This window comes from Epilithonimonas sp. KH_059 (assembly GCF_057838485.1).
On record NZ_CM174468.1, the window covers coordinates 893,547 to 907,469 of the forward strand.

Here is a 13,923-nt window from a genome sequence, read left to right on the forward strand (position 1 = left end):
TGCCATGAAACGAAATAACACCCTAAGACTGAGTCTTCTATTTCTTGTGTGCACTCTTTTCTCAAGTGCACAAACTTTAGAAGAAATTACGCAAAAGATTAATCAAACGCTTTACGAGTACGCTCCCTATACAGACGACGGATCCTCTTTCATGTTTCGTAAAAATGCGCTGCAGCTCCAGTCGGATGGAAATTTCAAACTCTTTTTCTATGCTCCTGTGCAAGGAGAAATCGCCCAATTCCAAAACCCTAATCTGGACTTTTCAAAAGTCATCGGCATCCAAAAGGAAAAGGAATCTCTTTTTCTTGTTTTCCCAAAGAAAATAGTTTCTACGCGCGCAACGCTCAGAGATTTTAATAAGGAAGTTCAAACAGGCCGTACGGTTTCTTTTTTCGCAAAGGAAAAAGATCAATCTCAAATGATGAAAGCACTTTATGATCTGGTAATTGATTCTAAAATCAAAAAAGGCGTGATGACTCGAAACGAAGCGAAAAAAGAATGGAAGGACTACAGCTCGATGCATCCTGATATTTTCATCCATGAATATAGAAAGTCGATTTTGAACTATCCTTATTATGCGGCTAAAGATCAGGCAAGAAGACAAGAAACTTTTGATTACCTAACGGAGGAGCTTCCCTTAGCCTTTGAAAAAGAAAAGGCAAATTTTCCGGATTTGAGGGTTCGAGCTGAGGAGTGCCAGGCCAATCTTGCTTACAGTGAAGGTGACAATTCGTACATAATCTCGCTTCCCTATGGAAAAATCCAAATATCAGAAGAAGGGATTCTTTCTTACGCGGAGCCCAAAGCCCAATACTTTCATAAACTCAAATCAAGTTCGGAACCTTTTCAGCACGTAAGTACCAAGAAAGACTTGTCTCCCCTTAAAATTTCGAAAGGTGCCAACTATATTGAGAATTATTTTTCAGAACTAGGATCCTTTTGCGATTAATCCAAGGCTAGACCTACTTTTTTTTCAGCTGAGCGATCTTCTTTAGAAGCGCATCGCGATGTTTTGCCTCATGGTAAAACTTCGGAAGCTTTTCAAGGAGAGTAAAATGCTCTCGATCCTTATGCTCTCTTAGCTTTGCCCCTATGTACTGTTCAAGGTATAGCAAATGAGGTAAATTATAAGCGACAATCTGATAGTCCTTAAACGGGGTTCTGTACCATAAATTCGCCTCGAAGTAATCGTGAGCAGGCACTTTATAGAGGGCTGTTTTGCCCATGATTTTCACTTCCATGGATTTGGTTTTCAAGAGTCCACAGTGGGAACATCGAAGGGTCGCCATCTTCTTTTCTTCGTCCCGAATCGCTGTGGCCATCTTTCCACACTTAGGACATTCGACGTCCACTTGATGCAGAAACTCCTGCAACCGAAGATTTTGATCCTGAAAACGTTTTTGCCCTGATTCCATCTCTTTCGAATTTAATAGGTGAAAAATTACGATTTACTTTCTTCAAATATAAACTAATTCTTCAAGAGCGTAAAAAAGACTGACCCCCGTTCTTTCCGCTCTTTTCCAAACCATAATTTCCCTGATGAATGTCAGGAAAATAAGCAGGCTAAAAAAAGAGATTGAATCTTAAAAAACGCCTAATTTTATACTAGAAAAACAACCATGATACTCACTCTATTAACCCAGGCACTCGTGCCTAAAAAAAACCAATACTATGAGAACTCCCTTATGCCTACTTTTTGCCGGTCTTTCCGTTATTTTTTATGCACAGCAAACTGCTGACACCCTACAATCTACCCTAAAAGTAGAGGAAGTAACTCTTTTAGAGGAAAAACTCCCTGAGCCATCCTTCAAAAAACCTTTTGCCATTTCTGTTAGTGGCTACCTTCAAACCCTGTACTCCCATGAGAGTTTTAAAGAGGGGCCAAACACTTCGCAATTTCGGTTAAGCCATTTGTTTCTTACTCTAAAAGCCGAGGCTCCTGAAGAAAAACTAAGCGCTACGGTTCAATTGGATTTTGGACTAAAGGATGCTTTTTTAGATGCATGGATTTCTTATCAGCCTACAAAGACCCTCACTCTTTCTCTCGGTCAGAAACAAACGCCCTTAAACAACAAAGAACTCCTACTCAAATCCTCTAAACTCACCTTTCAGGACAAGAGTTTAGTAAGCAGCGCCTTTGGTGCAAGCGGGCGAGAGCTTGGCCTTTTTGGAGAAATGGTCCTTGGAAAAAAAGAATTAAAACTCGTACCTCAAGTAGCGATTACTTCTGGCGACGGTCGGAATGTCTTTAGTAACGATATCGGAGGTCTTAAATACGGAGCTAGACTGGATTTCTATCCTTTTGGCTTTTTCAAAGACCAAAAATCCTTAACCATTGGAGACCTACAACGTGAACCCAGTCCAAAACTTGTTTTAGGAGCTGCCTATTCTTACAACCAGGGCGTAAGCCACAAATCAGGAGAAGGCCATGGAGATTTTCTATTGCTAGACAATAACCTAAATGCGGTATATCCCAACTACGAAAAGATTTATGCCGATCTCCTTTTCAAATACCGGGGCTTTTCATTGTTTACGGAATTAGCAAAGGCTAGCACTTCTGGAAACTCGACAATTGCAAAGCATGAGAATGGTGAAGACCTTGCGGGAGAAGCGAAGGAATTATACTCCTACTTATCCTTAGGAAAAGCCTACAATTTGCAAATGGGTTATAGTTTTGCAAAAGGACTTGGTGTTGATGTTCGTTACGCCTCGATTACACCAGAGTTCAGTTCCATGCAGAATTCCGTTCTTCAGAAAAGCAGCGCCTTCACAGTAGGAATTAGTAAGTACTTCCTTCATTCTACTCTTAAACTTCATACTGCCTATAGCTTCCTAGAAAAAGAAAAGGTAGGACCTTCCCAAAGGGCCGATTTACTTGTTCAACTTTCGTTCTAAGAACGAAAAAAAACGAAGTCTTTAAGAAAGAATCTCTCGAGGAAAATACAGAATGTATTTTGTGTTCTCACTGGTCATGGAACTGGTGAGAATCTGGTTCTCAAACAAACTGAGAGATACTTTCTGTCCGTTTTTTCGAAGAAGATGAATGGGTTGTTTTTCCGCGTTGTAAGCAAGTAGACTTCTGGAAATTTCTCCGACTAGCTCTTTTCCTAATCCGGCGCCAAATCGAGCATCGGTTAGTTTAATCTTTTCCTCAACAAACTCCCTTGAAAAAGGCTGGGAAGCTAAAATCGTTTTGGGTATCCTCCTTCCTAATACACACTTGCAAAAATAAGACAGGACGACGTCCTCATGGTTTTGCCATAATTTAAGCGCTTGAATCACATCGTTATCGTCTAGTTGCGTAAAGCGCTCAATGTCCCCTTTGCTAGCAGCAGAATGTTTGGATTTGTACAGAAAATAGCGAAGATTCTCTGGGGCTTCTAATTGGACTCCTTCTAAAGTAAGGGTTCTAGCCCGAGAAAGAATCCTTACGAGTAGATGCTCTAGTAAGGCCGCGGTCTTATGGTAATAGACCTGCCAGTACATAAACATTCGGGCCGTTAGATAATTCTCAATGGAATAAACTCCTTTTGCATCGATGACCAGTTGGTCATTTGATACATTTAGCATGGAGAGGATTCTCTCTGTGTTAATACTTCCTTCCGAGACTCCCGAATAGAAACTATCGCGTCTTAGGTAGTCTAGGCGGTCCACGTCCAATTGAGAAGAAATGAGTTCATTAAAAAAGCCTCTAGAATAGCGTCCTTGAAACATTTCGATGGCAAGAGTGAGTTCTCCTGTGAACTGCCCGTTTAGGTCCTGCATTAGAAGTAGCGAGAGTTTCTCATGGTGGTAATCCTCAAAGAGCATGTTTTCTAGTGCATGCGAAAAAGGACCGTGCCCTATATCGTGCAGCAGGATCGCTAAGAGCGCAGATTCTTGTTCTTTTTTTGAAATCTCTACTCCTTTTAGTTTCAAGGTTTCTAATGCCGTAAACATTAGGTGCATCGCTCCGATCGCATGATGAAATCGCGTATGGGTTGCCCCAGGAAAGACCAAATTTAAAAGGCCCGTCTGCCCAATTCTTCTTAGCCTTTGAAAATAGGGATGCTCCAGTACATCAAAAATTAACGGTGAGGTGATTTTAATAAATCCGTGAACAGGATCGTTGATGATTTTAAGTTTGTTTTGCATAGGAAAACTTGGTATTCAAGTAGAGTTGACAAAGGTATTCAAAAAAAAGAAATTCCTTTCGAATTGGACTTTTATAAAATTAACTCAAATTTAACTACTTAGCTAGATTAATTAACCATAACTTAAGAGAGATTGGTCGTATTTTTGAACTTAACAAGGAGCAGAATAAAATATAAAATAAACGCTCATCTCATGGGTTAGGAAAAGAGGAGATGGGAGAAAAAAAAGCAGCCTCTATTTTTCACATTGCTAAAGCCAGTAGTTTTTTTTCATAGTTTATTTTTACTGGCCTTTAGTGCGGAGAAGATTCTATGGGATCTTCTCCGTTTTTTTTATCACGGTTTTCGTATTTTAGAGTCTCAAAAGAAAGAACTCAGTTTGTACACTACCCTTAGCATTTCAAAATGAACAAAATAAGAAAAAGAGCCCTATTATTCGATTTAGACAATACCCTCTATCCTGTGAGCTCCATCGGAAACGACCTGTTTGCAGAATTATATAATTTGATTGAGAGCGATAAACGCTACTCAGGCGATCTAGAAGAAATCAAAGCGGAAATTCAAAAAAGACCCTTTCAAGTTGTAGCCAATGAGCATAAGTTTCATCCTGATCTTATCGAGAACAGCCTTAGGCTACTTGAGAATCTAGTATATACTGGACCTATCAAACCCTTTGCATCGTATGAGAAGACAAAAGAACTCGACGTTTTAAAGTTCCTAATTACAACAGGCTTCACTAAATTACAATGGAGCAAAATCAAAGGAATGAATATTGAAAAAGACTTTGAAAAATGCTTTGTCGTCGACCCTTCCAAATCAAGCCTGACAAAAAAAGATGTCTTTGCACAGATTATGAAGGAGTATTCTCTTACGCCAGAAGAGACTCTTGTGGTGGGTGACGATGTTCACTCCGAAATTGCAGCTGCAAAAGCGCTAGGAATGGATACTGTACTCTACGACTATACAGGAAAGTATACGAAGGAAGGCTCGTATGACGGTCCAATTCTATTAAATTACGATTCGCTAGCTAAGTATCTACAGCAAAGCCTAGCGGGCCGTTTAAGTTTGATTCTAGCCTTTGCACTTACATTCTTGAGGTAACCTAACAACCGCCACCCTATAAGACAAATTGTCACCTTCCCGTCATTGGTATTTTTTTTGAAACTTCTGCTCCAATTAAAAATAACCAAATTATGACATCAGGAAATATCAATGTATCTGTAGAAAACATTTTCCCGCTGATTAAGAAGTTTCTTTACAGCGACCATGAAATCTTTCTTAGAGAATTAATCTCTAACGCCACCGATGCAACCCTTAAATTAAAGCATCTGATTCACATGGGCGAAGCCACGGTGGAATACGGCAATCCAATAATTGAAATTAAACTAGACAAAGAGAACAAAACGCTTCACATTATTGACCAAGGAATTGGGATGAGCGGTGAAGAAGTAGAGAAATACATCAATCAAATCGCCTTTTCTGGAGCAGAAGAATTCTTAGCAAAATATAAGGATGACGCAAAAGACGCCGGTATTATCGGACACTTTGGCCTTGGCTTCTATTCTGCCTTTATGGTAGCGAGCAAAGTTGAGATTTTAACGAAATCGTATAGAGAAGACGAACCTGCGGTTCGTTGGGTTTGTGATGGTAGTCCGCAATACACATTAGAACCTACGGACGAGAAAACCACAAGAGGATCTGAAATCATTCTTCATATTGCCGAGGATTCCACTGAGTTCTTAGAGGAATCTAAAATCAGAGAGCTTCTTTCTAAGTACAACAAGTTCATGCCGATTCCAATTAAGTTTGGAACTCGCACTGAGACTTTGCCACTTCCTGAAGATGCGCCTGAGGATGCAAAAGCAGAAACGATTGAAGTGGATGATATCATCAACAATCCTAACCCTGCTTGGACCAAAGCTCCTTCTGACCTTAAAGCAGAGGACTATAAGAGCTTCTACCGCGAACTGTATCCAATGCAGTTTGAAGATCCCCTTTTCCATATCCATTTGAATGTAGACTACCCTTTCCATTTAACCGGAGTTTTGTTTTTCCCAAAACTGGGTAACAATGTAAACATTGAAAAGGATAAAATTCAACTTTATCAAAACCAAGTATTCGTAACGGACGAAGTCAAAGGAATTGTACCGGACTTCTTAATGTTATTAAGAGGGGTAATTGATTCTCCAGACATTCCACTAAACGTTTCTCGTTCTTATTTACAAGCCGACGGAGCCGTGAAGAAAATCTCTTCTTACATCACGAAGAAAGTAGCAGATAAAATGGTTTCTCTCATTGGAGAAAACAGAGAGGACTATGAGCAGAAATGGAACGACATTAAAGTGGTGATTGAATACGGTATGATTTCCGAAGATAAATTCTTCGAAAAATCAGACAAGTTCGCTCTTTACCCTACCGTAGAAGACAAACACTACTTATGGAATGAGTTTGAAGAAAAAGCGAAACTCAATCAAACCAACAAAGACGGAAATTTCATCGTGCTTTATGCAACCAATCCAAATGAGCAGCATAGCTACATTCAAGCCGCTCAGGACAAAGGATATGAAGTACTTTTACTAGACTCCCCAATCGCACCTCACCTAATTCAAAAATTAGAATCTACGAAAGAGAAAATCCAATTCGTTCGTGTGGATGCAGATCACATCAGCAACCTTATTAAAAAGGATGAGCCCATCTTGGCCAAATTAACGGATGAGCAAAAGGAAACGCTTAAAACTACTATTGAAGAAACGGTAAGCGACAAAACGTTTACGGTTCAACTTGAAGATATGGATAGCAGCGATGCGCCTTTCATCATCACTCAACCTGAGTTCATGCGTCGTATGAAAGACATGCAAGCTACTGGCGGAGGCGGAATGTTCGGAATGGGCGGTTTCCCTGAAATGTACAATTTGGTGGTCAACACAAATAGTGATTTAGCCACTACAATCGTGGAAAGTGAAAACGCAGAGGATAAAAGTGCTAAAATCAAAAGAGCATTTGACCTTGCAAAACTGTCACAAAACCTACTAAAAGGAAAAGACCTAACAGCCTTTATCCAAGCAAGCTATAAAGATTTACTAGGTAAATAAACCTCTAATTCAAAGCAAATAAGTCCCCCTAAAGTTTTTCTTAAGGGGGATTTTTTGGTTTAAACCAAAATCGTTTATGACGTCTGTAAAGCTACTTAGTTCACTAGGTGCATACTAGCTAAAGAAAAAGATTCAGTCTTCTTATTTATACGTTAAAATTATCTTGCTTGCGTAGCTCTCGCCCGTCCATATTAAGGGTGCCTTTAGGCGATGTACAAAAGAGAATAAGACCAATTGCAAAAAGAAGAAATCCAAAAGCACTTGCTCCAAAAGAACTGAAATGATATTCAGTATTGAAAATTGAGAGTAGCCCTAAAATCACTATCATTAAACCTCCGTAAATAAGCACTTTAGACAAGCAATCTCGGTTAAGATTAAACTTCCTATGTGCAAGGGACTGCGCCGTGCTGTTCACGCGACACTCTTGACTCGCTTGCTCGTCAAAAGAAGAGGGCTTTGTGCTTCTATTATTCATGATCAATTGGTTTTCGTCTTTTTGTGTTTTTAAAAGGCCCTAGAAAGGGGGAATTCTGCAATGGAAATTAGTTTTAAGTAGTAGTATAATAATCTATCTTCCCCCTTAGGACCCGCTGAAAAAAGGTTTGAGCCTCTGAACTATTGAATTTTTCAAGGTTAAATCAAACGGTTCTTTTCTCATCATTTGTGCTTAGGACTTCAAAGTTAGAACTTGGATTCTTCAAAAAAAAATCCAAGTTAGTCCAAGTTTACCCTTTATTAAGAAAGTTAGTCTTCGCTGTACTTTGAAAAGTCAGGATCTAGATCACGAAGGATGCTGTAAAGTCTCGTATAATGTGTTTCCTCAATCACCTGTGAAAGCTCTTTCCTACGAGACTTTTTTTGAGTGTTGGACTTCACGACGAGGATTTGGTAGACGAGGTTTAAGCCACTAGTATACTTGTGGTAAAGGAGATCTGCCTGGTCCGTAAAATCTGCGGTTTTAATTTCATATTGTGGGGGAAGCGGCTTTCCTACGGCTTTATATAGGAGGGCAAAGGTCACTTTTAAAAACCCTAGATTCATTCCAAAATAATGGACGTAGGATTTTTCCATTTTTTCCTTCAGCGGTTTGTAAAAAGACTTTGCTTCTTGAAGGAGTTCAAATCCCTTTTCATAAAGCTTCAGCCAGATAAGCGTATTGGCAAAAAAGACCAAAAGCTCCTGCTCATGGCTTGACGGAAGATTTTGCTCTTTCAGATTTTTCAAATATTCTGGTATTATGAGATTGGGATCTGACTTACCGTCCATGAGAAGAACCGTCGTATAGCGCATCTCATGGTAAGGCATGTATTCCCCATCGGCTTTATAAGCCTCATAAATAGAGGAAAGCGTGTTAAAATGCCGAGAAAATTCTACATCGTTATTTGTCATAAACGCACCAAAGCAAAGAAGATTGGTTTGAGACAATTTCACGTGGTTAACGATTGTACTCTTTACCAGATCTTCCATCGCGCGCCGCACATAAGGAGTTCCAAATAAATTGTAATTCGGAACCCATGCAAGGTTATACTCCACGGCCCACAGGTTCTCTTTATATTTCTCGTAGAAATACTTAAAATGATCAAGTGATTTGTATATGTACTGGGTGTATTCGTTTAATGTGCCTACGGTGATCGTGCTTTGTTGAAAGCTCTCTGGGTGTTTTACTCCATTTTTCAAAAAGAGTTCCATTGAATCAATTACATTCTTATCTCCTTCGCTGACAGAATTGGTGGATTCAAGAGAAAGACAGAAGCTGTCCCAATCCTTGAACCCAATATATAGACAAAGCATGGAAAGTGTAGAGCGATTCGTTTTATGGGAAGACTTGATCTTTCCATAAAGGCGTCTTAGAGTTTGAACACTTACGTTGGTACAGTCACTCAATTCTTCAAAACTTTTAGCAGAATCAAGAGGTTTCACAAATTTAATTCGGACTCGCGACAGGAGCTCCGATTTCGGGACAGAAATAGAGGACTCCTCAGCGATTTGCAAGAGGTTTTCGGACATAGTTTTTTTTTCAGCTTGTTGGGAATTCTTCTTCTTCAAATTCTATACTACTCAAAGTTGAAGAAGCAGGATTCTAAAATACGAAAAAAACTCAACTTTGCAAAGCCCTGGATCCCTAGGGGTTCGCACGTGCCTTTAACATCCTTTAACAGTAGTGAAATCGAAAAAGGGGTTAGAGGAAAAGCATTTTCAACCCAGCCAAAATCCGCCCCAAAATTCGTATTATTGTACTATGAAACTAATAAGCTACAATGTAAACGGTATTCGCGCCGCATTTACGAAGGATTTTGTGGGCTGGCTAAAAGTGGCAGACCCAGACGTGATTTGCATTCAAGAAAGCAAGGCTGGGAACGATCAAATTGACACCGCTCAATTTGAAACGGCTGGCTATTACAACTACTGGCACAGTGCACAAAAGAAAGGCTATAGCGGTGTGGGAATTGCGTCCAAAGTTAAACCTAAACAAGTCATTTACGGTTGCGGAATTGAGAGGTACGATAATGAAGGTAGAATCCTCAGAGCAGACTTTGAAGATTACTCCGTGATCTCCGTTTATGTCCCTTCTGCATCCAACATTGAGCGATTAGACTTCAAGATGGAGTTTTGTAATGACTTTCTGGACTACATAAAAGAGCTTCGCAAAACGATTCCAAATCTGATTATTTCAGGGGATTTCAACATTTGCCACAAGGCGATTGACATTCACAATCCCGAGGGCCTTAAAAATACTTCAGGCTTCCTTCCGATGGAAAGAGAATGGATGACCAAGTTTATTGAAGAGTGTGAACTTATTGATAGTTTCCGACACTTCAACGACCAACCGGATAACTATTCTTGGTGGAGCTACCGACAAAATTCAAGAGCTAGAAACAAAGGTTGGCGACTCGATTATAACTTCGTCTCATACCCAATGAAAGACCGCCTCACAAGAGCCGCTATTTTAAAAGAAGCCTTTCATTCGGATCATTGCCCTGTCCTAGTTGAGTTTTAGGACTTCAAAATTAAGATTCACTAGACTACAATACTCATAAATCACATATAATAAACATTATATGTGGTGAAAATACGAGTGCTTACGCAAAAGTTCCGATATTTCGCTTTGCAAAAGGAGTGAAAAAATATAACTTTTTGTGGTTACAACCCTAAAAAGTTATAACTTTTTGCGATTACAACCACAAAAAATCCTAATTTATGATGCATAGTCTTTGTGAAATTGTATCTTTGTAATATGATCAAACGAGAAATTACACCTCAACTTCTAGAGGATTGGGATAACAAAAAAGCCTTGATTCTTCTTGGCCCACGCCAAGTCGGAAAAACGACTCTCATCCAAGAACTTGTGACGGATCAAAATGTATTAAAATTAAACGGGGATGACCCTCAAGTTCGTTTACAACTCGCGGATGCTAATTTTAATTTTCTATTGAATTTAGTTGAACCTTACGATGTGATTTTTCTAGATGAAGCGCAGCGCATTGAGGACATCGGTATAGTCGCCAAACTCCTCATTGATGCCAATCTAGGAAAACAATTGATCATAACTGGATCCTCCTCACTTGATTTAGGAAACAAAATAAATGAACCTCTTACAGGTCGCAAATGGGAACATCAACTCTTCCCACTATCTTGGCGAGAAATTGTTCAGCAGTATACTTTTGCTCACGCAATTACTAGGCTTGAGGAATTTCTGATCTACGGTATGTACCCTGAGGTTATTACAGGTCAGAATAAGAAAAAGATATTACTTTCTTTGTCTGGAAGCTATCTATATAAGGACATTCTGGAACTAGTCAACATTAAAAAACCGGATTTACTTCTGAAGCTGCTTAATGCACTCGCATTGCAAGTAGGGGGTGAAGTTTCCTACAATGAGCTTGCTAAAATACTGAGTGTGGATCGCCAAACTGTAATCAATTATATAGACCTCTTAGAAAAAGCGTTCGTCATTTTTCGACTCTACCCTTACTCTACGAATCAAAGAAATGAACTCACATCTAAACCTAAGGTGTATTTCTATGACAATGGGATCCGAAATGCCATTATTGGCCGGTTCTCCCCTCTTGTGAGTCGAGACGATCAAGGAGCTCTGTTTGAAAACTTCATTGTGAGCGAAAAGAAAAAAAGGTTGAACTATGATGGATTCTATGGTTCAGTACATTATTGGAGAAACAAACAACAGGCGGAGATAGACTATCTTGAATTAAATGAGGGGGAGATCACAGCTTATGAGATTAAATACAATCCGAAACGTAAAGTCACCTTTACAAAGTCCTTCACGGACAAATACAACCCGAAAAACACCTTCGTGATAAACCGCGACAATTTCTTTGAATTTTTGTAAATTCACGGTCTTATTCCTATCACTAAAAAGTGATTCCTGCTACCTTCATTAGTCCATGCTCAATGACTAATTAGACACCCAACTGATATTTATTTTAAATTAAACCTTAATTTTAAAATGGTTGAAGTTATGAAAATTCAATACTGCTCAGATTTGCATTTGGAATTTCCAGAGAACAAAGAGTACCTCAAAGAAAACCCAATAGTACCCATGGCTGATACTTTAGTTCTAGCTGGGGATATAGTTCCGTTTGCTGAAATTGAACGCCATCAGGACTTTTTCGATAAGATCTCGGAGCAATTTAAGCATACGTATTGGATCCCTGGAAATCATGAATTCTATCGAAGCGACATTCAGAAAGCGATTGGAAGTTTTGAACAGAAGATAAGACCTAACGTCTCATTGCTCAACAATACAGTAAAAGAGATTGAAGGAGTAAATTTTCTCTTTTCCACTCTCTGGTCTCACCTCTCTCCACAAAATGAATTCCTAATTTCAAGGTCTTTAAATGACTTCCGTCTAATTACAAATAATGGTCTCCCTTTTTCAACTGGTGATTACAATGCACTTCACCGAGAAAATTTGAGATTCATAAAAGATTCCCTTAGACGACTAAAGGGTGCCCCATCGGTTGTTGTTACTCATCATGTACCAACTTTTGAAAACTATCCCCCAAAATACAAGGGTAGTGCTATCAATGAAGCCTTTGCTGTCGATTTAAGCCATCTAATGCTAGAACATGATATTCAGTACTGGATCTATGGACATCATCACTGCAACCTACCCGAATTTTCATTAGGCAGCACAAAGCTCTTAACCAATCAACTTGGCTATGTAAGCCAGGGAGAAAACAAAGAGTATAGACAGAATGCCTTATTGGAGATAAGTTAAAGGGACTACTTGGTCTCTACTACCAGCATAAAGGGTTCTAATTTAGACTCGATTGCAATTGAAGATATTTGACTGAAAACCTTCCAATATAATTGAAGGTTTTGCACTTTCGGATAAACAGTTCAATCGTAATTGAAGGTCTTGCGCATTTTCATAAATACTTCAATCATAATGGAAAAGATTTTATTTTATAGAGAAGGGTACTTAGAACGTATAAAACCGTTCATTGATAAGCATATCATCAAATTACTCACTGGGCAGCGAGGAGTAGGTAAAAGTTCCATGCTTCAGCTAATTATTGAAGAAATCCAAAAAAACGACAATGCGAATATCATATACATAGATAAAGAACGCGAACAATTTTCGGATATCATTACTCATACGCATTTATACGAATATGTGAAAAGTAATTTGTTGCCCGATAAAAGCAATTACGTTTTTATCGATGAAATACAGGAAATAGTTGAGTTTCAAAAGTGCTTGAGAAGTTTGCTCAATGAAGAGCTTTGTGATTTATATTGTACGGGAAGCAATGCCAATATTCTTTCGGGCGAATTGGCAACACTCCTTGCTGGACGTTATGTTGAATTTACAATCCATTCTTTGAGTTATACCGAATTTTTAGATTTTAATTCACTGAAAGACAGCAACGAAAATCTGGAACGCTATCTCACCATAGGCGGAATGCCCTACAAGCAACATATCGGTACGGAACCTGACGTGGTTTTTGAATATCTGAAAAACGTATATGCTTCCATTTTACTAAAAGATGTAGTAAGGCGAGAAAATATTCGGAATGTTTCCCTATTGGAAAACCTCGTCGCTTTTTTGGCAGATAACACAGGCAGTCTTTTGTCGGCACAAAATATCAGCAAATATCTTAAATCGCAACAAATCAATATGCCAACCCAAACGGTCATCAATTACCTGAAGGCACTGACAAACGCATATTTTGTACATAAATCACAACGAGCAGATATCCAAGGTTTAAAGATATTTGAAATAGGAGAAAAATATTATTTTGAAGACCTAGGCATTCGCAATAGTGTCAGAGGGTTCAATTTCCGTTCGGAAGTGGGGAAATTGAGAGAAAACGCAGTGTATATGCAATTGTTGCGCTCAGGGTATCAAGTTTATCCCGGCAAGGAAGGAACTTGCGAAATTGATTTCATCGGAGAAAAAAATGGAGAACGCATCTACGTTCAAGCATGCTATTTATTGGCAGATGAAAAAACGGTTCAGCGAGAATTTGGCAACCTAATGCTAATAGAAGACAATTATCCCAAATATGTGGTCATATTAGATCCGATTTCTCCACAAGCAACCTATAAAGGAATTATACAAATATATTTACGTGAGTTTCTAAAGCAACGTAAGTTTTAGAAAAAGGAAGTTCAATATTCAAAACCCATGTACTACTGGGCAAATGCTTCCAACACATAAAAAAAAAGCCAGCGTT

Annotated in this window: 12 protein-coding genes; 8 read left to right on the forward strand and 4 right to left on the reverse strand. The window is 39.0% G+C overall.

What is annotated here, in order from left to right; all coding sequences use genetic code 11:
* Positions 1 to 4: 4 nt before the first annotated feature.
* A complete protein-coding gene (locus AC3IRX_RS04155; RefSeq protein WP_489211207.1) occupies positions 5 to 949 on the forward strand; it encodes a hypothetical protein in 945 nt (314 codons plus the stop codon).
* Positions 950 to 962: 13 nt separating this feature from the next.
* Here the strand turns inward: AC3IRX_RS04155 and AC3IRX_RS04160 are convergent, their stop codons facing one another.
* Complete coding sequence (locus tag AC3IRX_RS04160) at positions 963 to 1,415, reverse strand: hypothetical protein (RefSeq protein ID WP_489211208.1); 453 nt, start codon at positions 1,413 to 1,415, stop codon at positions 963 to 965.
* A gap of 256 nt (positions 1,416 to 1,671) precedes the next feature.
* On the opposite strand from AC3IRX_RS04160, the gene AC3IRX_RS04165 reads away from it, so the two are divergent.
* Positions 1,672 to 2,895, forward strand: a complete 1,224-nt coding sequence (locus tag AC3IRX_RS04165; RefSeq protein WP_489211209.1) for a hypothetical protein — start codon at positions 1,672 to 1,674, stop codon at positions 2,893 to 2,895.
* A gap of 21 nt (positions 2,896 to 2,916) precedes the next feature.
* Here the strand turns inward: AC3IRX_RS04165 and AC3IRX_RS04170 are convergent, their stop codons facing one another.
* Entirely contained in the window at positions 2,917 to 4,134 is a 1,218-nt protein-coding gene (locus AC3IRX_RS04170; RefSeq protein ID WP_489211210.1) for an HD domain-containing protein, read from the reverse strand.
* A 404-nt stretch (positions 4,135 to 4,538) separates the two neighbouring features.
* Between AC3IRX_RS04170 and AC3IRX_RS04175 the strand changes: the two genes are divergently transcribed.
* Both AC3IRX_RS04175 and htpG read left to right on the forward strand, forming a co-directional pair.
* On the forward strand, positions 4,539 to 5,234 hold the full coding sequence (locus AC3IRX_RS04175; RefSeq protein ID WP_489211211.1) for an HAD family hydrolase: 696 nt from the start codon (positions 4,539 to 4,541) through the stop codon (positions 5,232 to 5,234).
* A gap of 92 nt (positions 5,235 to 5,326) precedes the next feature.
* Positions 5,327 to 7,225, forward strand: coding sequence for a molecular chaperone HtpG (gene htpG / locus AC3IRX_RS04180; RefSeq protein WP_489211212.1), 1,899 nt, complete (start codon positions 5,327 to 5,329; stop codon positions 7,223 to 7,225).
* 145 nt (positions 7,226 to 7,370) lie between these two features.
* On the opposite strand, the gene AC3IRX_RS04185 is transcribed toward htpG, so the two are convergent.
* Entirely contained in the window at positions 7,371 to 7,700 is a 330-nt protein-coding gene (locus tag AC3IRX_RS04185; protein WP_489211213.1) for a hypothetical protein, read from the reverse strand.
* A gap of 269 nt (positions 7,701 to 7,969) precedes the next feature.
* Positions 7,970 to 9,232 (reverse strand): hypothetical protein, encoded by a 1,263-nt coding sequence (locus AC3IRX_RS04190; protein WP_489211215.1) that lies wholly within the window; start codon positions 9,230 to 9,232, stop codon positions 7,970 to 7,972.
* A gap of 232 nt (positions 9,233 to 9,464) precedes the next feature.
* On the opposite strand from AC3IRX_RS04190, the gene AC3IRX_RS04195 reads away from it, so the two are divergent.
* The 4 genes from AC3IRX_RS04195 (at position 9,465) to AC3IRX_RS04210 (ending at position 13,847) form a co-directional block, all read left to right on the forward strand.
* Positions 9,465 to 10,223: an exodeoxyribonuclease III gene (locus tag AC3IRX_RS04195; protein WP_489211216.1), complete on the forward strand. Its 759-nt coding sequence runs from the start codon at positions 9,465 to 9,467 to the stop codon at positions 10,221 to 10,223.
* A 237-nt stretch (positions 10,224 to 10,460) separates the two neighbouring features.
* Positions 10,461 to 11,573, forward strand: a complete 1,113-nt coding sequence (locus AC3IRX_RS04200) for an ATP-binding protein (RefSeq protein WP_489211217.1) — start codon at positions 10,461 to 10,463, stop codon at positions 11,571 to 11,573.
* 129 nt (positions 11,574 to 11,702) lie between these two features.
* Positions 11,703 to 12,464: a metallophosphoesterase gene (locus AC3IRX_RS04205; protein WP_489211218.1), complete on the forward strand. Its 762-nt coding sequence runs from the start codon at positions 11,703 to 11,705 to the stop codon at positions 12,462 to 12,464.
* Positions 12,465 to 12,635: 171 nt separating this feature from the next.
* Positions 12,636 to 13,847 carry an ATP-binding protein gene (locus AC3IRX_RS04210; RefSeq protein WP_489211219.1) on the forward strand — a complete coding sequence of 404 codons (1,212 nt, stop codon included), beginning with the start codon at positions 12,636 to 12,638 and terminating at the stop codon, positions 13,845 to 13,847.
* Positions 13,848 to 13,923: the final 76 nt, after the last annotated feature.

Excerpts from the sequence above, each read along its gene's own strand:
- AC3IRX_RS04155 (WP_489211207.1), top strand. The coding sequence starts at position 5 with ATGAAACGAAATAACACCCTAAGACTGAGTCTTCTATTTCTTGTGTGC.
- AC3IRX_RS04205 (WP_489211218.1), top strand. The coding sequence starts at position 11,703 with ATGAAAATTCAATACTGCTCAGATTTGCATTTGGAATTTCCAGAGAAC.
- AC3IRX_RS04210 (WP_489211219.1), top strand. The coding sequence starts at position 12,636 with ATGGAAAAGATTTTATTTTATAGAGAAGGGTACTTAGAACGTATAAAA.
- AC3IRX_RS04170 (WP_489211210.1), bottom strand. The coding sequence starts at position 4,134 with ATGCAAAACAAACTTAAAATCATCAACGATCCTGTTCACGGATTTATT.
- AC3IRX_RS04165 (WP_489211209.1), top strand. The coding sequence starts at position 1,672 with ATGAGAACTCCCTTATGCCTACTTTTTGCCGGTCTTTCCGTTATTTTT.
- AC3IRX_RS04185 (WP_489211213.1), bottom strand. The coding sequence starts at position 7,700 with ATGAATAATAGAAGCACAAAGCCCTCTTCTTTTGACGAGCAAGCGAGT.
- AC3IRX_RS04195 (WP_489211216.1), top strand. The coding sequence starts at position 9,465 with ATGAAACTAATAAGCTACAATGTAAACGGTATTCGCGCCGCATTTACG.
- AC3IRX_RS04200 (WP_489211217.1), top strand. The coding sequence starts at position 10,461 with ATGATCAAACGAGAAATTACACCTCAACTTCTAGAGGATTGGGATAAC.
- AC3IRX_RS04175 (WP_489211211.1), top strand. The coding sequence starts at position 4,539 with ATGAACAAAATAAGAAAAAGAGCCCTATTATTCGATTTAGACAATACC.
- AC3IRX_RS04190 (WP_489211215.1), bottom strand. The coding sequence starts at position 9,232 with ATGTCCGAAAACCTCTTGCAAATCGCTGAGGAGTCCTCTATTTCTGTC.
- htpG (WP_489211212.1), top strand. The coding sequence starts at position 5,327 with ATGACATCAGGAAATATCAATGTATCTGTAGAAAACATTTTCCCGCTG.
- AC3IRX_RS04160 (WP_489211208.1), bottom strand. The coding sequence starts at position 1,415 with ATGGAATCAGGGCAAAAACGTTTTCAGGATCAAAATCTTCGGTTGCAG.